The organism is Plantactinospora mayteni (assembly GCF_016862935.1).
Classification (GTDB): Bacteria; Actinomycetota; Actinomycetes; order Mycobacteriales; family Micromonosporaceae; genus Plantactinospora; species Plantactinospora mayteni.
This window is the reverse complement of the sequence record NZ_BONX01000044.1, coordinates 220,211-243,567: the sequence shown is the minus strand read 5'-3', so window position 1 is coordinate 243,567 and position 23,357 is coordinate 220,211. Positions and strand designations below refer to the sequence as shown.

Below are 23,357 nucleotides of genomic sequence, written 5' to 3'. Positions count from 1 at the left end.
TGTCCGTGGGGTGCGCGATGTGGACGCACAAGTCCTGGCAGGGGCGGTTCCTGGCGCATCCCCTGCCGGCCTCCGAGCGGCTGCGGTGCTATGCGAGCTGGTGCGATGCGGTCGAGGGGAACACCACGTTCTACGCGACCCCGACCATCCAGACCGTGGCGTCCTGGGCGCAGCAGACCGACCCCGACTTCCGGTTCGTGGTCAAGATCCCGAAGCTCATTACGCACGAGCACCGGCTCACCGACGTCGACGAGCCGCTCCGGGCCTTCCTGGACGCGGTCGAGCCGCTCGGCCCCCGGGCGCACGCCCTCTGGATCCAGTTGCCGGGCTCGTTCACCCCCGACGACGTCGCCGTACTCGCCCGCTTCCTGCGCCGGCTGCCCGGCTCGCACCGCTACGCCGTCGAGGTCCGCGACCCCGCGTTCTTCGTCGACCCGCGCGCGACGCGGCTGCTCGAAGGGGTACTCGCCGACGCCGACGCCGAGTGGATCCCGTTCGACACCACCGCGTTCTTCCAGGATCCTCCGACCAGCGACGCGGAACGGGACGCCTGGACCAAGAAACCCCGGATGCCGCTCCGGACGGTCCCGCTGACCGACCGGCCGATCGTCCGGTACCTCGGCCGCGACGATTCCGCCCGGACCGTCGAGGGCTGGCGGCACTGGGTCGACGTCACCGTCGGCTGGCTGCGGGAGGGCCGCTCGCCGACCGTCTTCGTGCACACCCCGGACAACGCCGACGCGCCGATGCTCGCACGCCGCTTCCACGAGGAGGTGCGGGCCCGGGTACCCGAACTCGACGCACTGCCGGAGCCGATCCCGGCCGAGCCGCTGACCCTCTTCTGACCCGCTGACCCTCTTCTGAGCCGCGACTCGGTCTGCTCGCCGAGGCGGTCGGTGGGTCAGCGGACCCGGACCCACTCGCTGGTGCCGCTGCCGAAGAACCGCATCGTGTCGCCGGAGCAGATGTATTCGCTCGGATCCAGCACCAGCGACAGCGGCACACTGGCGTTCCGGCTGCTGCCCCGGTAGAGCACGACGTTCCCCTTGGCCCGTACGCCGCTGATGTATTCGACGCCACCGCGATGGGACACGTTGCCCGAGGCGGTACCCCTGGTCCGCTCTCTCCAGCGGACTCCCTTGTAGTTCGCGGTCGTGTCCGTGGTCTTGCTGAAGTTCAGCGTCACCCTGCCGTCCGCCGTGTAGGTCTGAATGGTGCCGGCACCGCCGCTGAACTGCACCTCCTGGTTGTCGATCTTCTTGAACGACTGGCTGTTGACGCTCCGCCAGGTGCCGACCAGGCAGCTGTCCACGCCGGCCGCGGTCACCGTCGGCGTGACGGACGGCTGGGGTGTCGGGCTGGAGCTGGGGGTCGCGGAACCGCTGGGCCCGGCACCGGCCAACTCCGTACCCCGGTCACGGTCGCCGCCCCCGGCGACGGCGGCGGCGACGGTGGCCGCGGCGAGGACGGCGGCGACCGCCACGGCCGCACCCGCGACCTGGACCCGCCGGGACCAGGACAGCGCCGCCCACCGGCCGAACCGCCCGCCCGGCGCACCGGCGCCCGCCCCGGCGGTCGCGGGCTCGGGGGTCGGCAGCGCCGCCGTCGTACCGCCGGTGGCCGGACCGCCGGAGCCGGCCGGGATCCGCAGGCTGCCCTCGGCGACCACCAGTTCCGGCTGCTCCACGACGCTCGGCGCGATGGCCAGCGCCCGGTGCAGTGCGGTGGCGACCGCCGGCATCCGGCTGGACCCGCCGGAGAGGAAGACCGCCGCGAGCGCCGACTCCGCGTCGTCCAGCCGGCCGAGCAGGCTGCGGGTGGTCGTCACGGTACGCGCGACGACCGGCGCGGCCAGCTCGTCCAGTTCCTCCCGGCCGAGCGGCATGTCCACATCGAACAGTGGTACGTGGATCAGCGTCGTGGTGCTCCGGGTCAGCATCTCCTTGCCGGCCCGCGCGTTGGACCAGAGCTGCTGGCTGGCCCGCCGGTCGGAGGTGGTCTCCGGGCTGGTCAGCCGGGCCCACAGCGACTCGTCCCGGCTGCCGATCGTGGCACCGATCCGCTCCACGATCGCGGCGTCGACGTCGAGCCCGCCGCAGTCGGCGAGCCCCTCGGTCGCCAGCACCTCGAACCCGTCGGCGGAGCGGCGTACCACGGTCACGTCGAAGGTGCCGGCACCGAAGTCGTAGACCACCGCACACCGCCCGACCGGCAGGTCCCTCCCAGCCACCTCGACGAAGAAGTTGGCGGCGGCGACCGGCTCGGCGACCAGGCGTACGGTCGGCAGCACCTTGTTGGCCGCGGCCAGCAGGGTGCCCCGACGGTGCGTACCCCAGGCGGCCGGATAGGTCAGTACCGCCTCGGTGACCGGCTCGGTGGTGATCAGGCGTACCTCGCTGGCCACCCGGCGCAGCGGCGCGGCGAACAGGTCCTCGACCGGCATCTCCCGGCCGCCGAGCAGCACGGTGCCCTCGTCGACACAGCGCTTCGGATAGGGCTCGTAGGACTGTGGCAGCGAGAGCGCGGTGTGCAGCGCGTCCTGGCCGACCAGCAGCCGCTCGCCGGTGTCGGCGCAGACCGCCGAGCGCAGCAGTGGCGACCCGTCGAAGAGCAGGGGACGGGGTTCCCGGCCCGGCAGCGCCAGTACCGCCACGGTGTTGTAGGTGCCGAAGTCGATGCCCAGTCTCGCGCCCGCGCCACGCACAGCCATCACGGTACGGGAGCCGCGCCCCGCCATGGTCGCCCGTTCGGCGCTTCCTCGCCACGACGACGGTGGTCGGTCAGAGCCAGCCGTTGTCGGTGGCCATCCGGTACGCCTCCGCCCGGCTGGCGACCCCGAGCTTGCCGACAACGGCGGCCAGATGGTTGCGTACCGTCCCCTGCGACAGGGAGGTACGCCGGGCGATGACCGAGACCGGCACGTCGGTACCGGCCAGCCGGAGCACCTCCAGTTCGCGCGGGGTCAGCGGGCACTCGGGTGCGGTCAGGGCCTCCGCCGCCAGCGTCGGGTCGACGTACCGCGCCCCGCCGTGCACCCGCCGCACGACGTCGGCCAGCGCGCCGCCCGGTGCGCCCTTGGCCAGGAAGCCCCGGGCGCCGGTGGTGAGTGCCCGGCGCAGGTGCGCGGGCCGGCCGCGACCGGTCAGGATGACCACCGCGCAGGACGGCAGCGTCCTGGCCAGTTCGGCGGCGACGCCCAGCCCGTCCAGCGCCGGCATCTCCAGGTCGACCACCGCGACGTCCGGCCGGTGCGCCAACGCGGCCCGCACCGCCGCCCGGCCGTCGGCGGCCTGCGCCACCACCTCGATGTCGGGTTCCAGGTCGAGCAGGGCGGCGACCGCGACCCGGATCAGCTCCTCGTCGTCGGCGAGCAGTACCCGGATCATGGCCGGCCCTCCCCGGTCGGTGCCGGTGCCCGCCACTCACCCGTCCCGCCCACCGCCGTCATCTCGCCCACCGCCCTCGCCTCCCGTCCGTGATCCCGCAACCCGCGGCTCCACCCCATCGCCGCCGCCCGGCCCCGCCCCGCCTGGTTCCGTGCTACCCGGTTCCGCGTCGTTCGGTACGTCCGAACCGTCCGGCACTTTCGGGGCCGGTACGACGGCCTCGATCGTGAAGACGCCGTCGCGGTGTTCCGTTCGGAGCGTCCCGTCGGCGTCGGCCAGCCGGTCGGCGAGACCGCGCAGCCCCGAGCTGTGCCGGTCCGGTGCGGTCGGCCCCGCCCCGTCGTTCGCGACGGTCAGCCGGAACCGGTCGGCTTCCCGACCGACCTCGATCGTGCACCAGGTGGCCCGGCTGTGCCGCAGCAGGTTGGTGCTCGCCTCGCGCAGCACCGGAGCGAGCTGGGCGGCGACCTCCGCCGGTACGTCGTCGGCCGGCTGCTCGACCGTGCAGCGTACCCCGGAGGAGCGCAGTACCTCGGCGGTCGCCGCCAGTTGTTCGCGCAGGTCCACGGCACGGTAGCCGTGCACCGCCTCGCGTACCTCGGCCAGGGCCGAGACGGCCAGTCGCTGCACCTCGGCCGCCTCCCGCCCGGCCCGTTGCGGGTCGACCGGCGCGAGCCGGGCCGCGAGTTCGGCCTTCAGCGCGATCACCGAGAGGTGGTGCCCGAGCAGGTCGTGTACGTCCCGGGCGAACCGGAGCCGCTCCTGGGTGGCGGCCAGCCGGGCCTGGGCGGCCCGGCCCTGCTGCGCCTGCACCAGCAGGTCCCAGAACCACACCTGGAGCCAGCCGATCGCCGCGACGGAGAGCCCGATGCCGCCGGTGATCAGGAGGTTGTCCGCCACCTCGCCCCCGGTCGACCAGGCCAGTACGACCGTGACGCCGACGGTCGCCGTGACCGCCAGGGCCGCGGCCCAGCGGCCGAGCAGCAGCGGCGCGGTAGCGGCGATCGAGGCACCCAGCCAGGCCCAGGTCGGCCACTCGCCGGCCGCGACCGGACCGACCAGCGGTACGGAGGCGACGGCGGTTCCCAGGTATCCGGCCAGGGCCCGGTGCCGGGTCGAGGTGGTCAGCCAGGGCGTGAGCAGGACGTACAGCGCCACGATCTGGGCGGTGGCGACGGCGACGATGCCGATCGAGCCGAGCACGATCCACACCGGGTCCGACTCGCGGGCCAGCCCGATCCCCGGCAGCATCAGGGCAGTCAGCAGCGTGCTGACCAGCGCGACCAGGGTGGCGATCCGAGGCCGGCGTAGCTGCGGATCACGCCCGGGCAGGTCGGGAGGGCTCGCCATCCGGCCGATGCTATGTCCTCGGACCCGGCTCGGGCGGACGTGCCCCGCGTCCGGCCTGTGCAGGCGCCTGGCGAGCGGCTCCCGGCGGCGGGTGATTCCGGATTCGCGTCGCACCTCACTTGTAGAGAAACGGGTCACGGCGGTTGCGCCGGCGACGGCGCCTCATCAGGCGCCGTACGACGGATAGGACCGACCTGAACGCTCGCGGCCAAACCATTTTTCCGCCCGAGGTGTGCGGTGGGGACCGGTGGTGGGATCGCAAACATCCCCGCGCAAAATATCGCCTCGGATCGCGCCCGGCAACAACCTCGGGGCGGTTGGCCCCGCCGACGGCTCGGGCTCGCGGTGCAACGCTCCGGGCTCGACAGGTACGCCGTGGGAGCGCGTCCATTTGATCATGCTCGACCCCTTGACGATTGTCGCCCCATCGTATTGAGTCAATATCGATCCGAACGGGCAATGCACCCGACGACGGGAAAGGCAGGGGGTGGCATGTCCGTGTCCCGGTTTGCTTTGGCATGCCCCGGAGGATTTCTCCGGACCAATGGCGATCAAATAGTCGACGGCGACGGGCAGCCGGTTATCTGGCGGGGCATTGGCCTCGCCGGTTGGCTCAACTTCGAGAACTGGATGACCGGATTCCCGGCGTACGAGCAGGGCATGCGGGCTGCCGTGCGGGACGTACTCGGGCCGGAGCGGGCACGGTTCTTCTTCGACCGCTTCCTGGAGCACTTCTTCACCGCCGACGACGCCCGGTTCATCGCCGGGCTGGGCTGCAACGTGGTGCGGATCCCGGTCAACTACCGGCACCTGGAGGACGACCGGCGACCGTTCGAGATCGTGGAGTCCGGCTTCCACCACCTGGACCGGGCCATCGAGCTGCTCGCCGCGGTCGGCGTACGCACCATCATCGACCTGCACGCGCTGCCCGGCTGGCAGAACCAGGACTGGCACAGCGACAACCCCACCCACGTGGCCCAGTTCTGGCAGCACCCGCACTTCCAGGACCGGGTCGTACACCTCTGGCGGGAGATCGCCGGCCGCTACCGGGACGAGCCGTGGGTGGCCGCGTACAACCCGGTCAACGAGCCGGCCGACCCGACCGGGGAGGTGATCGGGCCGTACTCGCGCCGGCTCGTCGAGGCGATCCGCGAGGTCGACCCGGAGCACATCGTGATCCTGGAGGGCAACCGCTACTCCAACGACTTCGACGTCTACGCCGAACCGCTGCCCAACGTGGTCTACTCGCACCACGACTACGCGCCGCCCGGCTACGTACCGGACGGTCGCTACCCCGGGGTGGCACACCTGACCCACGTCTGGGAGTCCCCGGACGGCATCGGCTACGAGCACGGCATCCTGCTGCCGGACCAGTCCCGGGACCAGTACTTCGACGCGAGTGTGCTGGAGCGGACCTACCTCAAGCGCAGCGAGTACATGCTCCGCACCGGTACGCCGGTCTACGTCGGCGAGTTCAACGCGGTCTTCACCGGCGAACCCGAACGGGACCGGATGCGGCTCGACCTGCTCGCCGACCAGTTCGAGATCTACACCCGGCACCGGGCCAACTGGGCGTTCTGGCCCTACAAGGACATCGGGGTGGCGGCGCCGCTGACCGTCGACCCGGAGAGCCCGTGGATGCGCCGGATCCGGCCGGTACTGGAGAAGAAGGCCCGGCTCGGCGTCGACCTCTGGGGCGGCCGGCACGACCAGATCCAGCAGGTGATGCGCCCGCTCCAGGAGCTGTTCGCCCGGGAGTTCCCGGACTACCTGCCGTTTCCGTTCGGCAGCGAGTTCCTGATCGGCCGGTTGGTGCCGCAGATCCTCTTCGCCGAGGCGCTGCTGCCGGAGTTCGGCGAGCTGTTCCGGGGGATGGACGAGGCGGCGATCGACGAGCTGATGCGCTCGTTCCGGTTCGACCGGTGCCGGCCGCGCCAGCCGCTGGTCGAGCTGCTGCGCCGGGCCTGCGCCGAGCAAGCGTCGGTGTGAGGCGATGTCGTCGACCTCCGGGGCCGCGGCCCTGGCCCGGCCCCGCGACCTGCCCAGCCCGGCGGTGTCCCCGCCCGGGCACAAGGACACGCTCCGGGCCGAGCTGATCGACACCTTCGAGCTGCGGATGCGGCGGGACCTGTGGCGGCCCGGCGACGCCACCCTGCTGCGGGCGCTCGGCGGTGCGCGCCGGGTCCTCGCCGTCGGCGACCGGCCGGAGCGGCGCCGCCGGCTCGACACCTATCTCGGGTACTGGCGGGAACGCGGCGCGCTCGACCAGCACCGAACCGTCGACGCCGGTGACCTCGCCGCGCCGGACGGCCCCGATCCGGTACGCGCGGTGGTGCGGGCCGCCGTCGCGACCGGGCTCGGCCGGCGGGACGCCTTCGTCTCCCTCGCCGGGCCGCCGGCAACCGCCACCACCGCGCTGGCCGCCGCCATGTACCGCCGGTACGCCCACGCGGTCCGGGTGCACGACGACCTGCCGTCGCTGTTGGCCTCCCTGCACTGGAGCGCCCGGGTGCTGGCCGGCGAACCGGCGCTCGCCGCCGAGGCACGCGATCCCGTGCTGCTGGTCGACGTGGACACCCTGCTCGCCGATCCCACCCCGGTACGCCCCGACGAGGAGTCGGCGCTCCGCCACCTCGCCGGCCACGACGACGTACTCGCCGACCAGCTCGACCGGGCTGCCGACCCGGCACTGATCCGGCGGGCGGCGCTGGCCGCGGTGGCCCGACTGTTGCACCGGCACGGCCCCGGCGACCACCGGATCTGGCCGGCGCACCCACCGGCACCCCCGTCGGCGGCCGGCGCCCCGGCGGTCTCCTCGGCGTCCGAAGCGCCGGCAGTGCTCCCGGCACCCGGCACACCGAACGCCGGCTTCGACCAGGCGCCGGGGCGGCCGGCAGTGCTCCCGGCGTCCGGTGTGCCGGGCACGTCCTTGCCGGGCACGTCCTTGCCGGGCACGTCCTCGGCCTCCGCCGTGCCGGGACCGGGGCGGCGGTCGTCGGTGCCGGCGCCGGTCCGGGTGCACCGGATTCGGGAGCTGGGCTACCGGGTCAGCTTCACCGCCGGGGTCCTCGCCCCGGACAACCCGGTGCTCTCCGGATACCTGCCGGCCGGCGCCCGGGTGCTGGCGGTGGTGGACGACTACTCGCCGGCCGTCACCGCCGCCGTCCGGGACGCGCTCGACCGGCGGTACCGGCAGGGGCGGCTCGCCGGTTGCACGGTGCTGCCGGTACGCAGCTCGCCCCGGGGCAAGACCTTCGACGCCGCCGGGCGGCTGCTGCGGCGGGTACGCCGGCTCGGCCTCGGGCCCGGCGACCGGATCCTGGCGGTCGGCGGCGGTACGGTGCTCGACCTGGTCGGCTACGTCGCCGCCTGCCACCCCGGCGGTACGCCGTACCTGCGCGTCCCGACCACCCTGGTCGGGCTGGTCGACGCGGGGGTCGGGCTGAAGGTCGGCGTCGACCTGGACGGCCGGAAGAACCTGCTCGGGGCGTACCATCCGCCGCTGGCCTGCCTCTGCGACGCCGGATTCCTGGCGACCCTGCCGGATGCCGAGTTCCGGTGCGGGCTGGCCGAGATCGTCAAGATCGCACTGGTCCGGGACGCCCACCTCTACCGCCTGGTCGAGGAGCACCACGCCGTGCTGCGCGACCCCGGCGCCGCCCCGGTGCTCGACGAGGTGCTCCGGCGCGCGGTCGCCGCGATGCTGGTCGAGCTGGAGGAGAACCCCTGGGAGCGGCGGCTGCGCCGGCTGGCCGACTTCGGCCACGAGTTCGGGCACGTACTGGAGGAGCGGTCCGGCTACCGGCTCCGGCACGGCGAGGCGGTGGCGATCGGGATGGCGCTCTCCTGCCGGCTGGGCGTGGCCGCGGGGCGGCTGCCGGAGTCCGTCGCCGACCGTACCGAGACGCTGCTGCGCCGGATCGGGCTGCCGACGTACGACGACTGCTGCGACGCGGCGGAGCTGTGGCGGGCACTGCGCAGCCACGTACTGCCGCACAAGGGCGGCGAGCTGCACCTGGCCGTACCGGTCGGGATCGGGGTCGGCGGGTTCGTCGACTCGATCGACGAGATCGGCCCGGCTGACCTGCACCGGGCCTGGTCGGCGCTGCGCCGCCGGTCCGGTACGCCGACGCCGACGCCGACCCCGGCTCCGACGCCGGCTCCGACCCCGACCCCGACCCCGGCCCCGGCTCCGGCCGGCGGAGCCGGTGAGCCGGCCTGGGCGTGGAGCGGTCGGTGACCGGACTGACGGAGCGGAGTGTGGTGGTCGACGTCGGCGGCACCTGGACCCGGTTGGCGCTGGCCGAGGCGGGACGGCTGGTCGGCGAGGTGGTCCGGTTCGCCACCCCGAGCCGGCGAGGGCGGCCGGACGTTCCGCTGGCCACCGTCCGCGACGGTCTGCTGGACCGGATCGCCGAGGAGGCCGACCGGCTGCACCGGGCCGCCGAGCCGACCGGACGGCGGGAGCTGGGGGTCGCCTTCGGTGCGGTGGTCACCGCCGAGGGGGTGGTGCGGGACGCCAGCGTGCTCTGGCAGGCGCGGTCGACCGGTTACGACGTACGGGCGGCGCTGCGGGCGCGGCTGCCGTGGGCCCGGGTGACCGTACTCAACGACGTGGCCGCCGCGGCCTGGCACTATCGGCGACTCGGCCGGTTCGCCCTGCTCACCGTCAGTACCGGGGTGGCGGTCAAGGTCTTCGACGACCGGCTTCCCGGCACCGCCAAGGTACTCGCCGACCCGGCCGGGCTGGGCGGGGAGATCGGGCACGTGCCGGTGGAGCCGAGCCGGCTCGACACGGTGCCCGGTGGACCGGCCGGGGCCGCCCGGCTCGGTCGGGCCGCCGCCGCCGGGGACCGGGCCGCCCGCGAGCAACTGGCCGGGCTGGACCTGCCGTGGTGCGACTGCGGTGCGGTGGCCGACCTCTGCGCGTACAGCTCGGGGCCGGGCGTGTTGCGGGCGGCGGTACGGCGGGCCCGGCGCGATCCGGCCGACTTCGCCGGCTCGGTACTGCACCGGCTGGTCGGCGGCGACCCGGACCGGATCGACGGGCGGGCGCTCGCCGACGCGGCCCGGACCGGCGACGCGTTCGTCACCGACCTGCTGCACGCGGCGACCCGGCACCTCGCGGTGGCACTGTTGCAGGTCTGCGCCCAGCTCGGGCTCCGCTCGGTGGTGGTGGTCGGCGGCTTCGCGCACGGGGTCGGCGTACCCTGGTTCGCCGCGCTGCGCGGGTGGCTGGCGGAGTTCTGCGTCGACGCCGGCTGGTTCTCCGGCTGGACGGCCGCCGAGCGGGACGGGCTGCTGCACGTACCCGAGGACGCGGACCACGCCACCCTGGCCGGGATGGCCGGCTATCTCGACGCGCGGCGGGCCGAGACCCGCGAGGTGGTCAAGCCGGTCGGCGAGTCGCGGCTCGTGCTGACCACCGGCACCTGGCCGCGCTGCGGTCCCGAGCAAGTGCTGCTCCGACCCAGGTACGCCGGCCTCTGCGGCACCGACCTGGAGATCCTGCGCGGCGAACGGGGGCTGGAGCCGGGGGTACTCGGGCACGAGTGCGTCGCCGAGGTGGTCGAGGTGGGTGCCGCCGTACCCGGGCTCCGCCCCGGTGACCTGGTGACGCTCAACCCCAACCACCCGACCGATGACTACCTCAAACTCGGCCACAACCTGCCCGGGGTGTTCCGGGACGTCCTCGTCAGCGACCTGGGTGCGCTGGCCCAGGGGCAGCTCGTCGGGGTACCGCCGGGCTGCGGTCCGGAGTGGGTGCTGCTGGAGCCGCTGGCGGCGGTACTGCGGGCGCACCGGACCCTCGCCGCGGACTGGGCCGGTCGGGACGTCCTCGTCGTCGGTGCCGGCGTACTCGGGCTGTTGCACGTCGCCGTCGCCCGCGCCCGGGGCGCCCGTACGGTGACCGTGGCGGGCAGGACCGACCGGAGACTTCGGGCGGCCATCCAGCGTGGACTGCCGACCCCGGACGCGGTACTGCCGCTCGGGCCCGGGCTAGCCGCCGGAGTCCGCTCGGCCACCTGTGGCCGGGGCGCCGAGCTGGCCGTGCTGGCGGTGGCCGGTGACGGCGGGCCGGCGGCGGCCGAACTCACCTGGCCGGCGCTGGCCGACGGGGCCGGACTGCACCTGTTCGGCGGCTTCCGGCCCGGCCGGCTGCTCCGGGTCGGCGGCGGCACGGCGCTGGATCCGGGGCCGGTGCGGGCCGGCGGCGGGCACCGGGTCGTGCGGAACCCGACCGGTGGCCGGTGCACCGTGGTCGGCTCCCGGGGCGGCCGGCCCGGCGACTTCGCCGCCGCCCACGAACTGCTCACCGGGGGTGACACCCCGGACGCCCCGGCCACTCCCACCCTCGACCTGGCGCCGCTGGTCAGTCACCTCGTCTCGCTGCCCGCGCTGCCCGGGGTGGCGACCGAGCTGCTCGACCACGGTACGGTCGCCGGCTGCTCCCCGCTGCGGGTCGTGGTCGACTTCCGGCTCGACGGCACGGTGGTGGCCCCGGCCCCGCCGCCGACACCGCCCCGCCCGGGTACGCCGTGACCGCGCGGGGCTGGGGAGCCGAGCCGAGCGGCGCCGAACTCTGGGCGTACCTGCGGGCCGCCGCCAGCGGTGAACGGCACGGCCCGGCCGGTACGGTCGCCGCGCTCGCCAGCCTCGCCGGAGTGCCCCGGCTCGGCTGGGTACACCCGCCGGCCTGGCCGAAGGTCTCCCGGCTGACCGCCGAACGGGGCGCCGGCGGGACCCTGCTGCGCGGCTGCCGCCGGGCGGTCTTCGCCGGCACCGGGGGCTGGGCCTTCGGGCTGCGGGCGATCTGCGAGGCGGTGCCGGGACAGTCCGCGATCCGGGTGCTGGACTCCCTCGACCCGGCGACGGTGCATCGCGCACTGTCCGAACTGGATGGACGGCCCGACACCGCCGGCTTCGCGGTCAGCGCCTCCGGGCGTACCCGGGAGACCCGGCTGCTGGCCGCCACCCTCGCGCTGGCCCGGCAGCGGACCGGCGGGACGGCCCCGGCCTGGCTCTGCGAGCGCGGCGGCACCCTCTCGGTCGGCGGTGGGCGCGACCAGGTGGCCCTCTACCACGCCCCGCTCTCGGTGCCGGCGCTGCTCGCCGCCCGGATGCTGAGCGGGCCGCACTTCGACGACGCCTACCGGGCGTTCGCCGGCGCGGCCCGGACGATCGGCGAGTGGGCCGGCGAGGAGTCCGCCCGGTTGCCGGCGACCGGCCGACCCCGGGTGCTGTTCCGGCTGCCGCCCGGCGCCGGCCCGGGGCTGCGGCTCTGGACCCTCCAGGCGGCCCGGCAGGGTTGGGGCGGCAAGTCCGAGCGGTTCCGGCCGTGGCCGGAGGTGGCGGCCGAGCCGGCCGCCGGTGCGCTCGTAGTCGACGTCGCGGCGGGCATCGCCGGGCTGTCCCGGCCTGCCGGGCCGGCCGGCGCGGTCGCCGCCGCGATGGCCGCCTGCTACGCGGTCGCCGCCCTGGTCGCCTGCGTCGCGGTCCGGCACGGGCTGCGGTTCGCCACCCACGACGCGGTCGCGCACTACAAGCGGCTGCTGCCGGCGACACCGACCGCCGCCGACCGGCCCGCCGGGGCCCGCGCGGTGGCCGGCACCGACGAACTGACCGGGGTACTCGCCGACTGGCTCGCCCGGCGCCCCGACCTGACCGCCGTGCACGTCGTCGCGTACGGCGCCGGCCCGGCCGCCGCGCTCGGGGCGGAACTGCTGACCGAGCGGCTCGGCCGCCCCGTCGAGGTGCACGAGGGCAGCGGCTGGAACCACCACTCCTACCAACTCGTCTGGCACACCCGCTCGATCGGGGTGGCGGTACTGCTCGACCCGGACCGGCCGGTCCGCATCGGTGACCCGGCCCTGGACGGCGCGCTGGCGGCGCAACGGCACACCCTGGACGCGATCGCCGGAGCCACCCACCGTTCGCTCGCCCCGCGCAGCCTGCTGCTGCACTGGCGCGGCGCACCGGAGCCGGTCCGATGACGTTCCGGCTGCGGCACCGCTGCGGTGGATCGGGGCGGGACGGATGACGTTCCGGATCGGCATCGTGGGCGCCGGGTTCCTGACCCGCCGAGCGCTGCTGCCGGCGATCGCCGCTGCCGACGACCTGCGCCTGGTCGCCGTACTGGACTCCGACGAGGCGGCGCTGCGGGCGGTGGGCGCCGAGGTGCCGGGGATCTGGTCCGGCACGGACGTACGGGACTTCCTGCGTACGCCGCTGGACGGGGTGCACGTGGCGACGCCCAACCGGCGGCACGCCGAGTACGCCTGCCGGGCCCTGGCCCGGGGCATCCCGACCCTGGTGGAGAAGCCGCTCGCCGACACCGTCGCAGGTGGACAGTGGATCCTGCGCGCCGCCACCGCCTCGGGTGCGCCGGCGATGGTCGGCTACATGTCCCGGTACAACGCCTACAACCGGGCGGTGGTGGAACTGGTCCGCTCCGGGCGGCTCGGCGCGCCCCGGTCGATCGCCGCCTGCCACCTCGGGCACCGGGAGCGGGACTGGCGCAACCGGCGGGCCGAAAGCGGCCTCGGCTGCCTCGGTGACCTGGCGGTCTATCCGTTGCTGACCGCCGTCGACGTCTTCGACGCGGCGCCCACCGCCTGCCGGGCCACCGGCTATCCGGCCGGCGATCGTGAGCAGACCGAGATCTTCGTCGAGGCGACCGTCTGGTTCGGCGAGGAGCGGCGGCTCCAGGTCGAGTCGTCCTTCACCGAGCCACCGGAGACCGGCATCTCGCGCTACACCGTCGTCTGCGAGCGGGGCCTGCTGGTGGTCCGGAACTCGTGGGCGATGGACTCCGGCGGCTCGGTGCTGGTCTGCGACGAACGGGGGCGGCGCTGGCTGCGCCCCGAGCCGGTGGATCCGTACCTCGCCCAGTACCGGGCGTTCGCCGCCAGCGCGGCGGGCCAGCCGGTACCGGTCGAGGTGGGTGTCGCCCGCGGGCTGCGGGACCTGCGGGTACTGCACGCACTCGAACGAAGCGTTGCCAACGGCGGAGTGCGGTTGGCGTTGACCGGAGGGCAGAACCCATGAAGCTCGTCCTGCACAGCTACACCTTCCGCCGCTATCCGCTGCGGCACGTCTTCGCGGTCGCCGCGCGGCACGGCTGGGACGGCGTCGAGCTGGTGCACTTCCACTTCGACCCGGCCCGGGTCGAGACCGAGGTCGCGGCAGCGGCGGCGCTCGGCCGGCACTACGGGGTGGAGGTGTACTGCGTCGGCTACACCGGAGACTTCGTCGGCGACGACCCGGCGGCCCGGGCCGCCTCGCTGGCCCTGGCCGAGCGCACCATCGCCGCCGCCGCCGAGCAGGGGATCGCGCTGGTCAACGGCTGGTCGGGGACGCTGGAACGGGACCCGGACGACTGGCGGGTCAACGGCAGCGCCCTGGCCGGACCGGTGCACTACGAGCGGGCCGCCGAGGGCTACCGCCGGCTCGGCGAGTACGCGGCCCGGCACGGCGTACGGGTGGGGGTGGAGGTCTATCCCGGCTCGGTGCACGACACGGTGTCCGGCACCGCGAAGCTGCTGGCGATGGTGGACCATCCGGCCGTGGTCGCCACGGCGGACCCCGGCAACGCCTACGTGGTCAGTCCGGCCGACCGGGATCCGGCCGTGCTCGACCAGCTCGCCGGTCGGCTCGGCTACTTCCACCTGAAGAACCTGCGCCCGGACGGCGGTCGGGCCGACTTCAACGTGGACACCGCCGACGGAGTACTCGACAACTACGCCTGGATCACCAGGGCGGACTCGCTCGGCGTACCGGCGATCTGTGTCGAGTACTGCGGTGACGGTGACCCGCATCCGCCGATCGCCCGAGCCGGTGACTACGTACGCGACTGCCTGGCGCTCCGCGACGACCTGGCCCGCCGGCACGCGTCGGCCGAGGCGGCGGAGGCGGCCGGGGAGCTGTCGTCGACCGGTACGGCGGCGCTGGCCGGTGCGGCGGGGTCCGGCCGGTGAGCGGGGCGGACGTGCCCGTCCGGCCGATCCGGTGGGGTGTGCTCGGTACCGGCTGGATGGCCGGACGGTTCGTCGAGGACCTGCACCGGCTGCCGGACGCCGAGGTGGTGGCGGTCGGCTCGCGTACCCCGGAGGCGGCCGAACGCTTCGCCACCCGGTACGCGATCCCGTACGCCCACGGCGGTTGGGCCGGGCTCGCCGCCGACGACCGGGTCGACGTCGTCTACGTGGCGACCCCGCACGCGAGTCACCACGCCGCGACCGCGCTCTGTCTGGACGCCGGCCGGGCGGTGCTCTGCGAGAAGCCGTTCACCCTCAACGCCGGCCAGGCCGTCGAACTGGTGGCCCGGGCCCGCTCCGCCGGCCTCTTCCTGATGGAGGCGATGTGGATGCGCTGCGTACCGGCGATCCGCCGGCTGGTGACCCTGGTCCGGGACGGCGCGATCGGGGTACCCCGGCTGGTGCAGGCGGACTTCGGCCTGGTGGGGCCGGTCGACCCCGGCCACCGGCTGCGCGACCCGGCGCTCGGCGGTGGTGCCCTGCTGGACCTCGGTGTCTATCCGGTGACCCTGGCCCATCTGCTGCTCGGGGTGCCCGACTCGGTCACCGGGGCCGCCACCCTGAGCCCGTACGGCGTCGACGAGACCACCGCGCTGGTACTGGGCTATCCGGACGGGGCGCTGGCCAGCCTCTCCTGCTCGATCGTCGCCGACACGCCGTGGACGGCCACGGTCTGCGGCAGCGCCGGCCGGATCGAGCTGGGCCGGGGGTTCTTCCGACCGGCCTGGCTGACCCTGCACCGGGGCGATGCCGAGCCCCGGACCGTCGAGGTGCCCTATCAGGGGGAGGGGTTCGTGCACGAGGCGGTCGAGGTGATGCGCTGCCTGCGGGCCGGGCTGACCGAGAGCCCGCTCGCCACCCTGGCCGACACCGTGGCGGTGCTGCGGATCCTGGACACCGTCCGGGCCCGCACCGGGGTGCGCTATCCGGCCGACGACCACTGGCCGGCGGTGGCGGACCACCGGCTGGCGGCGCAGGACAACCGGCTGGCGGCGCAGGACCACCGGCCGGCGGTGCAGGACCAACGGCCGACGGTGGCGGACGGCTGGCCCGCCCCGGCTGCCGGTCCGCCGGTCCGGTTACGGGAAGACGACCCGGTTACGCAGGCTGCCGACGATCCGGCCGCAGCGCATCGCGCACCGGGTCACCCAGACGGCCCGGGACTTGCGGGACCGGACCAGGTCGGGCAGGTGGCCGAGGAGCCAGCGCCACTCCCGGGCGGCCGGCCGGACCGAGCGGGGTAGCCCGGCGGCGGCGAAGTCCCGGTACAGCCGGGGGTGGCTGAGGCCGTAGGAGTAGTACTGCCGGGCCATCTCCCGGAGCCGGCGACGCAGCCGGTAGTGCACCACCGCGTCCGGCAGCGCCCCGATCGGGTACCCGGCGAGCTGCGCCCGCCAGAAGAAGCTCACCTCGTCCGAGCCGTACCGGTAGGCGGGGTCGAAGCCGCCCAGCTCCTCGAAGACGCCCCGGCGTACCCCGCAGTTGGCGCCGAGCGCGTAGGGGAGGAAGTCGAATCCCTCCTGGAGCGAGCCGGCCGGCTTCTCGGGGCGGGTGGCCAGCGAGACGTCGTCGTTGAGCAGTCGGCGTTCGACGTGGCCGCCGACGGCGGGGAACTCGGCGAGTCCGCGTACCATCTCGGCCACCCACCCGGGCGCGACCACGTCGTCCTGGTCGCAGAAGAGCAGCAACTCGCCCCGGCTCACCCGGCAGCCCTCGTTGCGGGCGTAGCTGGTGCCGGCCCGGCCGCCCGCCCGGTGCAGCCGGAGCCCGGGCAGCCGGCTGGCGAAGGCGGCGACCAGTTCCGGCGTACCGTCGGTGGAGCCGTTGTCGACCACGACGAGTTCCCAGCGTCCGGGGTAGGTCTGCCGGGCCAGCGCCGCCAGTTGCGCGCCGATGGTCGCGGCGCCGTCGCGGGCCGGCATGATCACCGACACCAGCCCGGGCCGGGGCCGCCCATCCAGATCTCCTGCCGGGCTCGCCACCAGATCTCCGGCCGGGCTCGCCACGGTCGCGGTCATCGACGGTACGGTCATCGCCGGCTCCGTCCGCTCGGTGGAAAGCGCAGCCGCTCGTCACCGCCGAGCCAGCGCAGCATCGCGGCGGCGAAGTGCTGGTGCCCCTCCCGGAGCGGATGGTCCCAGTCGCCGAACGGGACCCGGCCGAAGACCATCTCCCGGAAGGTGTCCTCCGGACGGGGCGGCAGCGCTCCGAAGACCAGGTCGGCGCGGAGCGCGCGCATCACCGGTACCGCCTCGGCGGGGATCGGGTCGGGCAGGATCTCCCAGGCGAACGCGAACCGGCTCGGCACGCCGCGACCGGTGAGGTGGTGCTCCAGTAGCAGCCAGTCCACGAAGAAGTTCACCGTCTCGCCGGTGGTGCTGAACAGGTGCCGGAGGTACGCCTTCGACGGCTTGTCCCCCTCGGCGGCCTTCCAGTCGGCGACCCGCTGCCAGTGCAGCTCACCGGGGAGCGCCGGGCGTACCCCGAGGTCGGGGCGGACCGGGCCGTCCTCGATCCCGCTGTCGTGGTATTCGTTGCGGCTCAGCGCGGTCCACATGTTGACGAAGAGCATCTGGTCGTACCCGACCCCGTACGCCGCCCGGATCGACTCCAGGTGCTGCACGGTGGTCCGGACGGCCCGCCGGTTGGAGCCGCCGTCACAGGCCAGGTTGACCACGCCGACGCCCAGCTCCCGCCCGAGTACGGCCGGCCAGGCGTCCCGGTCCGGGTCGGCGAGTTCGGCGCCCCGGGCGAAGCTGCACCCGTTCACCACGAGCAGCCGGATCGTGCTCATGCGGCCGACCTCACCCCGTCCCGTACTCACGGCTACCTCGTATGGGAACGCTCCCACGCGACGACGGAGGTAAATATATCCAGTACCGCTCGGGGTGGGCAACGGGACCTGACCCGGCCGGTTCAAGGGCTCCGGGCGGGGAGGCCGGTGCGGAGGTGGAAAAGGTTCATTGTGGGTCCGCGCTGACCGGTTCGGCGGGGCGCGACCGCCCCGGCCGGGGGCGGACCGCTCCGGCGGCGAGCGCGACGAAGAGCGCGAGCAGGGCCGGGAGCGCCAGGGCGCGGGGCAGCCCGAACAGTTCGGCGGCGCCGCCGATCACCACCGGCCCGACGAGGAAGCCCAGGTAACCCAGGCCGGCGACCCGGGCCAGGGCCCGGCCGGCCTGGCTCGGGTCCCGGTTTCCGGCGGCCGAGAAGACCTGCGGTGCGATGCAGGAGAGGCCGGCGCCGAGGCAGCCGAACCCGACCAACCCGGCGACCGGGTGGTCGACCAGCAGCGCGCCGCCGAGCCCCACGGCGGCCAGGATCCCGCAGCCGCGTACCAGGACCACCGGCCCGAGGGCGGCGGCCAGCCGGTCGCCGACGAGCCGACCGGCGGTCATCATGATCGAGAAGGCCGCGAACGCGGCTGCGGCGAAGCCCGGACCGCTGCCCAGATTGTCCCGCAGGTAGACCGTGCTCCAGTCCGCGGCGGCACCCTCGCCGACCAGGCAGCAGAACGCCAGTACGCCGAGGAACAGCACGCTTGGCGGCTCCCGTCGCTGTCCGGGCTGCCCCGCGCCCACGACCTCGGTGGCGTCGGCGGTCGTCGGCGGCTCGGCGGGTGCGATGCGCGGCAGGGCCCAGCGGGTGGACCAACTGGCGAGGCCGAGCGCGACCAGCGCGGTTGCCCAGAAGGTGGCCGGGACGCTGGCGTCGGCGCGGGCGAAGAGACCGCCGACCGCGGCGCCGAGGAAGCCACCGATGCTGTAGACCGCGTGGCACGACGAGAGCATCGGGCGGCGCCGCGCGCGTTCCACCTCGACCGCGTTGGCGTTCATCGCGATGTTCAGGGTGCCGTGCACGGTGCCGAAGACGAAGAGGGCCAGGGCCAGCGTGCCGAGGTTGGTGGCGTACCCGGGCAGCAGCAGGCAACCGGCCTCGGCGAAGGCGACCGGCAGCATCACCCGGGCACTGCCGTACCGGTCGACCAGGCGCCCGGTCAGCTGCATGCCGGTGATGGCGCCGGCGGCGAGCCCGAGCAGGCCCACGCTGAGCTGGCCGTCGGTCAGTCCCAGCTCCTCCTTGACCGCCGGGATCCGGGCCGTCCAGGTGCCGATGGCCATCCCGAAGAGCAGGAACAGCAGCGACACCGCGACCCGGCCACGGCGCAGCGCGGCGGGATCGTCGAGGGACGGCGGCGGCACGGACACCCCCAACGGAACCGGAAGGGATCTCAGCCAAGCACCGCCGGATCGCCTCGGCAACCCCGCTGAGGGGTTCGGTGTGGACCGTCGGGCAGGAACCCGGTCAGGCTCCGGCGCGGCTCGGGAGGTCGTCGGCCGGGACTCGACCAGGCTCCCTCCCAGCTCCGGAGGTTGTCGGCCGGGGCGCGGTCAGGCGCCGGCCCGGCTCTGGATGAACGCCTCGATCCCGTCGAGCACCCGGTGCAGCCCGAACTCGAACGAGCGGGCCGGGTCGGCCGGGGCCTGGTATTCGGCGCCGGCCACCGAGCCGACCCGGGCCGCCACCGGATAGCGCTCCGGGTCGAACACCTGCGCCAGCAGGGGTTCGTAGCTCTGCCACCACTGTTCGACGGTCATCCCGGTGCGCTGCCGCATCCGGGCGGTCTCCACGGCACCGCGTACCGCGCCGTGTACGTAGTCGGCGACCAGGTTGACCAGCAGGTCCATCTCGATCTCGGTCAGGCCCAGCCCGTCGACGGCGGCCAGCTCGCGGTCGTACCTGGCCAGCAGGTTCGGGCCGAGTACCGGCACCCCGCTGGCGACCTGGAGCAGCCAGGGATGGCGGCGGTAGCGGTCGTAGCTCTCCCGGGCCAGCCGCTCCAGCCGGCTTCGCCAGTCGCCCCGGTCGTCGTCCGGCTCGGCGGTCCGGGCGTGCACGGTGTCGAGCATGACGTCGACCAGCTCGGCCTTGCCCGGCACGTACGTGTAGAGGGACATCGCCGTGACGTCGAGTTCGTCGGCGACCCGTCTCATGGAGAGCCCGGCCAGCCCCTCGCGGTCGGCGATCGCGATGGCCGCCTGGACGATCTGGTCCACCGTGAGCTTGGGTTTCGGCCCCCGGCGGGGCCGATCCGGTACGCCCCAGAGCAGTTCCATGCTCCGCTTCGGGTCACCACCGCCGCTGTACTCCGTCGTCACCCCGCCATCCTCCCCGGGCTCGAACTCCTTACAGCGTACGCGATGGCTGTGCCGCCGTGCGGTTCGGCCGGTTCGGCCGGGTTGTGGCGGCCGGCCAGGGGTATCCCGCAGAGGTCGGCGCGACCACGGTGTCGGAGCCGGACAGGGCGGCACCAGGTGGACAGCGCCCGGAAGTGCAACTGGCCGCCAACACGCCGGAAGAGGACATCATGCCCCTGCTACCCGCTGAATCGACCCGACCCGACACCATCGTGCTGATCCACGGTTTGTGGCTGACCTCCCGGAGTTGGGAGCACTGGGCCGATCGGTACCGGGATGCCGGGTTCCAGGTGTTGACGCCGGCCTGGCCCGGCATGGACTCCGACGTCGAGGCGTTGCGCCGCGACCCCGCGTCGATCGCCGAGCTGACCTCGGGTCAGGTCGTCGACCACTACGAGCGGATCATCCGGGACCTGCCCAGCCCGCCGATCATCATGGGGCACTCGTTCGGCGGCGCGTTCGCCCAGATGCTGCTGGATCGAGGGCTGGGCGCGGTCGGGGTCGCGATCGACCCGGCGGCGGTCAAGGGGGTCCTCCGGCTGCCGCTCTCCGCCCTGAAGGCCAGCCTGCCGGTGTTGCGCAACCCGGCGAACCGGCACCGGGCCGTACCGCTGAGCTTGGAGGAGTTCCACTACGCCTTCACCAACACGATGTCCCGGGCCGAGGCGGAGCGGGTCTACCGGCGTTACCACGTACCGGCCGCCGGGCACGTGCTGTTCGAGGCGGCGCTGGCGAACCTGAATCCCCGGGCCGCACTGCGGGTGGACTTCGGCAACGAGCGACGGGCGCCGCTGCTGCTGATCGCGGGCGGTGCCGACCACGTCGTACCACCGACGGTGACGAAGGCGACCGCCGGCCGCTACCGGAAGTCGACCGCGGTCACCGGGTACAAGGAGTTTCCCGGCCGGCCGCACTACATCGTGGGCCAGCCGGGCTGGGAGGAGGTCGCCGACTACGCGCTGAACTGGGCCGTACAGGCGGTACAGTCCCGGCAGCCGCAGCCGCAGCCGCAGCCGCAGCCGCAGCCGCAGCCGCAGCCGCGCCGGTAGCCGCAGCCACGCCGGTATCCGGCGACCCGGTTCCGGCCGACCCGGTTCCGGCGGCCCGGTTCCGGCCGGCGCCGGTATGGACGGCGCCGGTATGGACGGCGCGGTTCAGGTCGCGTCGCCGGCGGTCGTCGGGTCGCCGACGACCGGCGTCCAGGGCCGTACCGCGATTACGCTGACCCCGGGCAGCCGGTAGTAGGGGTCGGCGTCGAGAGCCTGCCGTACTGCGGGTTCGTCCGCGTCGAAGAGCAGCAGAGCGCCCGAGTCGTCCGCCCACGGGCCGGCCGCCACCAGGCCGCCCTCGGCGTGCAGCCGGGCCAGCAGTTCCCGGTGGGCCGGCCGGGCGGCCAGCCGGACGGCGGGGTCGCCGGTGAAGCGCACTTCCACAACGATCATGCGCAGACCCTACGACCATCCGGCGGGCCGGCGCAGTAAACGCTGATACAGCCGCTGAGCACCGAGCCGCGCCACTCCGAGCCGGCGGGACCCCCGGCCCGTCGGGAACAATTCAGGGATGGAACCGACGGACCTGCGACGGCTGGCCGCCGTACCCGTCTTCGCCGGGCTCGGGCCGGCGGAGCTGCGCCGGCTGCTCGACCGCTCGGTACTCCGGACCGCCCGGCCCGGCACGGTACTGGCGGTACGCGGCCAGCCCGCCGAGCAGGTGATAGTGGTGGAGGCGGGCACCCTGACCGGAGTGCACGACACCGCCGACGGGAAGCGGCTGCGGCTCGGCGACTTCACCGCTCCGTGCGCGGTCGACAAGAGCGCGGTGCTGGACGGCGGCGGACACACCGCGACCTGGCTCGCCGCCACCGTACTGCGCTACCGGCTGGTGCCGGCCGGCGAACTGCTCCGGCTGATCGACGACGTACCAGCGGTCCGGCGGCACGTACTCGCGCACCTGGCCCGAGGGCTGCGGGACCGGCAGGCGGAGCTGGTCCGCACCTCGTACGCCGATGCCGGGACCCGGGTGGCGGCCTGGCTGGTCGCGGCGGCCGGCCGGACCGGGCGCCGGGTGCCGCTGCCCGGTGCGCAGCAGGGCCTGGCGGAGTCGGTCGGGATGACCCGGGTGTCGGTCAACCGGGCGCTGCGGACCCTCGCCGACGCCGGGCTGGTCCGGGTCGAGCCGGGCGCGGTGGTGGTGCTGGCGCCGGAACTCCTGGCCGCCCGCGCCGCCGCGACCTGCTGACGGGTGGGGGATGGGTGGGGGCGGAGATCTCGTGTCGCTAGCCGGCCGGGCCGATCGCCACGGCGAGCTTGCCGACGGTACCGCTGTTGTTGAAGTCGGCGAACGCCTGCGGAACCTCGTCCAGCAGGTACGTGCGGGCGATGGACGGGCGCAGCCGGTCGGCGGCGGCCTCGGTGGCGATGTGGTCGAGCACGATCCGGTCCGGCATCGCCTCGACCGCGGTGACGTCCAGCGCCCGGTCGCCGAGCTGTTCGGAGCTCACCCGCAGGGTGGAGGAGAACCGGCCGCCGGGGGTGACCAGGTCGGCGATCAACTCCGGGTCGCCGGCCAGGTGCACCGCGCTGTCCACCCCGTCCGGGGCGAACCTCCGGACCTGGGCGGCCAGGTCGGACCGATGGTCCACGGTGTGCGCGGCGCCGAGTTCGTGCAGCAGGTCGGCGGCGGGCCCCGCCTCGGCGGTGGCGATCACGGTCGCTCCCCGGGCGGCGGCGAGTTGGACGGCGTAGTGGCCGACCCCGCCGGTGGCGCCGGAGATCAGCAGCGTCTCGCCGTGTACCGGTGCGACCGCGTCCACGCTGGCCAGCGCGGCGACCCCGGCCAGGCCGAGTACGCCGGCGGACCGGTAGTCGAGCCCGGCCGGCAGCGGCGCGAGGCCGATCTCCTCCGGTACGACCACGTACTCGCCGAACGAGCCGTCGCCGAGCCCGGGCTTTGCCACCACGCCGAAGACCTTCTCGCCGGGCATGAACCCGCTGACGCCCCGCCCGACCTCGGTCACGATGCCGGCGAAGTCCCGGCCGAGCACCACCGGGAACTGGTGCTCGATCTCGCCGTTCAGGAAGCCCCCGGCGAGCTTGGCGTCGAAGCCGTTCAGGGAGGAGGTCTGTACCTCGATCTTCACCTCGCCGTCACCGGGCGTCGGCTCCGGCATCTCCCGGACCTCCGGCATCGCCCCAAACGACTCAGACATGACGGCACGCATCTACCGGCCCTCCCCGACGCTCACCCGATCCGACACCGGCGCTTTCCCGCCGGGCTCCGCTACATGCCTTCCACCTCGGCGGATACCTGCCCTCGGGCGCACCGGCCCGGGAGGTCCTCGACCCTCGCCCCCCTCGACCCTCGCCCCCTCGACGCTCGACGCCGCGCCG

18 protein-coding genes and 1 pseudogene are annotated in these 23,357 nt (G+C 74.4%); 10 read left to right on the top strand and 9 right to left on the bottom strand.

The window, feature by feature from the left end; translation table 11 throughout:
- Positions 1-17: 17 nt before the first annotated feature.
- Complete coding sequence (locus Pma05_RS29725) at positions 18-845, top strand: DUF72 domain-containing protein (RefSeq protein WP_203860816.1); 828 nt, start codon at positions 18-20, stop codon at positions 843-845.
- Between the two features lie 56 nt (positions 846-901).
- Here Pma05_RS29725 and Pma05_RS29720 read toward each other — a convergent pair whose 3' ends face one another.
- The 3 genes from Pma05_RS29720 to Pma05_RS43595 all read right to left on the bottom strand — a co-directional run bounded on the left by Pma05_RS29720 (position 902) and on the right by Pma05_RS43595 (position 4,736).
- Positions 902-2,710, bottom strand: coding sequence for an Hsp70 family protein (locus Pma05_RS29720; protein ID WP_203860776.1), 1,809 nt, complete (start codon positions 2,708-2,710; stop codon positions 902-904).
- A 70-nt stretch (positions 2,711-2,780) separates the two neighbouring features.
- On the bottom strand, positions 2,781-3,386 hold the full coding sequence (locus Pma05_RS29715) for a response regulator transcription factor (RefSeq protein ID WP_203860775.1): 606 nt from the start codon (positions 3,384-3,386) through the stop codon (positions 2,781-2,783).
- 36 nt (positions 3,387-3,422) lie between these two features.
- A complete protein-coding gene (locus Pma05_RS43595; RefSeq protein ID WP_203860774.1) occupies positions 3,423-4,736 on the bottom strand; it encodes a sensor histidine kinase in 1,314 nt (437 codons plus the stop codon).
- A gap of 630 nt (positions 4,737-5,366) precedes the next feature.
- Between Pma05_RS43595 and Pma05_RS29705 the strand changes: the two genes are divergently transcribed.
- From Pma05_RS29705 to Pma05_RS29675, 7 genes and pseudogenes are all read left to right on the top strand, one after another.
- Positions 5,367-6,725, top strand: coding sequence for a glycoside hydrolase family 5 protein (locus Pma05_RS29705; RefSeq protein ID WP_203860773.1), 1,359 nt, complete (start codon positions 5,367-5,369; stop codon positions 6,723-6,725).
- 4 nt (positions 6,726-6,729) lie between these two features.
- Positions 6,730-8,976: a 3-dehydroquinate synthase family protein gene (locus Pma05_RS29700; RefSeq protein ID WP_203860772.1), complete on the top strand. Its 2,247-nt coding sequence runs from the start codon at positions 6,730-6,732 to the stop codon at positions 8,974-8,976.
- Entirely contained in the window at positions 8,973-11,279 is a 2,307-nt protein-coding gene (locus Pma05_RS29695; protein WP_203860771.1) for an ROK family protein, read from the top strand. Before Pma05_RS29700 ends, Pma05_RS29695 begins: the two co-directional genes overlap by 4 nt.
- The gene (locus Pma05_RS29690) at positions 11,276-12,730 is read left to right on the top strand and encodes a hypothetical protein (protein ID WP_203860770.1); all 1,455 of its coding nucleotides are present in this window, start codon (positions 11,276-11,278) and stop codon (positions 12,728-12,730) included. The genes Pma05_RS29695 and Pma05_RS29690 overlap by 4 nt, the downstream gene beginning before the upstream one ends.
- A 43-nt stretch (positions 12,731-12,773) precedes the next feature.
- On the top strand, positions 12,774-13,784 hold the full coding sequence (locus tag Pma05_RS29685) for a Gfo/Idh/MocA family protein (RefSeq protein WP_203860769.1): 1,011 nt from the start codon (positions 12,774-12,776) through the stop codon (positions 13,782-13,784).
- Entirely contained in the window at positions 13,781-14,713 is a 933-nt protein-coding gene (locus Pma05_RS29680) for a sugar phosphate isomerase/epimerase family protein (protein ID WP_203860768.1), read from the top strand. The genes Pma05_RS29685 and Pma05_RS29680 overlap by 4 nt, the downstream gene beginning before the upstream one ends.
- Before the next feature lie 11 nt (positions 14,714-14,724).
- Positions 14,725-15,699 (top strand): annotated as a pseudogene (locus Pma05_RS29675) (Gfo/Idh/MocA family protein); the annotation flags it as partial.
- A gap of 153 nt (positions 15,700-15,852) precedes the next feature.
- On the opposite strand, the gene Pma05_RS42935 reads toward Pma05_RS29675, so the two are convergent.
- The 4 genes from Pma05_RS42935 to Pma05_RS29660 all read right to left on the bottom strand — a co-directional run bounded on the left by Pma05_RS42935 (position 15,853) and on the right by Pma05_RS29660 (position 19,929).
- The gene (locus tag Pma05_RS42935) at positions 15,853-16,806 is read right to left on the bottom strand and encodes a glycosyltransferase family 2 protein (RefSeq protein WP_239313323.1); all 954 of its coding nucleotides are present in this window, start codon (positions 16,804-16,806) and stop codon (positions 15,853-15,855) included.
- On the bottom strand, positions 16,803-17,567 hold the full coding sequence (locus Pma05_RS29670; protein WP_203860767.1) for a DUF6071 family protein: 765 nt from the start codon (positions 17,565-17,567) through the stop codon (positions 16,803-16,805). The genes Pma05_RS42935 and Pma05_RS29670 overlap by 4 nt, the downstream gene beginning before the upstream one ends.
- A 166-nt stretch (positions 17,568-17,733) precedes the next feature.
- Positions 17,734-18,978 carry an MFS transporter gene (locus Pma05_RS29665; protein ID WP_203860766.1) on the bottom strand — a complete coding sequence of 415 codons (1,245 nt, stop codon included), beginning with the start codon at positions 18,976-18,978 and terminating at the stop codon, positions 17,734-17,736.
- Between the two features lie 183 nt (positions 18,979-19,161).
- On the bottom strand, positions 19,162-19,929 hold the full coding sequence (locus Pma05_RS29660) for a TetR/AcrR family transcriptional regulator (RefSeq protein ID WP_239313321.1): 768 nt from the start codon (positions 19,927-19,929) through the stop codon (positions 19,162-19,164).
- Positions 19,930-20,138: 209 nt separating this feature from the next.
- On the opposite strand from Pma05_RS29660, the gene Pma05_RS29655 reads away from it, so the two are divergent.
- Positions 20,139-21,017 (top strand): alpha/beta hydrolase, encoded by an 879-nt coding sequence (locus Pma05_RS29655; protein WP_203860765.1) that lies wholly within the window; start codon positions 20,139-20,141, stop codon positions 21,015-21,017.
- 105 nt (positions 21,018-21,122) lie between these two features.
- Here the strand turns inward: Pma05_RS29655 and Pma05_RS29650 are convergent, their stop codons facing one another.
- Positions 21,123-21,410 (bottom strand): YciI family protein, encoded by a 288-nt coding sequence (locus tag Pma05_RS29650; RefSeq protein WP_203860764.1) that lies wholly within the window; start codon positions 21,408-21,410, stop codon positions 21,123-21,125.
- A gap of 118 nt (positions 21,411-21,528) precedes the next feature.
- On the opposite strand from Pma05_RS29650, the gene Pma05_RS29645 reads away from it, so the two are divergent.
- The gene (locus tag Pma05_RS29645) at positions 21,529-22,206 is read left to right on the top strand and encodes a Crp/Fnr family transcriptional regulator (protein ID WP_203860763.1); all 678 of its coding nucleotides are present in this window, start codon (positions 21,529-21,531) and stop codon (positions 22,204-22,206) included.
- Positions 22,207-22,243: 37 nt separating this feature from the next.
- On the opposite strand, the gene Pma05_RS29640 is transcribed toward Pma05_RS29645, so the two are convergent.
- Positions 22,244-23,176, bottom strand: coding sequence for an NADP-dependent oxidoreductase (locus Pma05_RS29640; protein WP_203860762.1), 933 nt, complete (start codon positions 23,174-23,176; stop codon positions 22,244-22,246).
- Between the last annotated feature and the right edge of the window lie 181 nt (positions 23,177-23,357).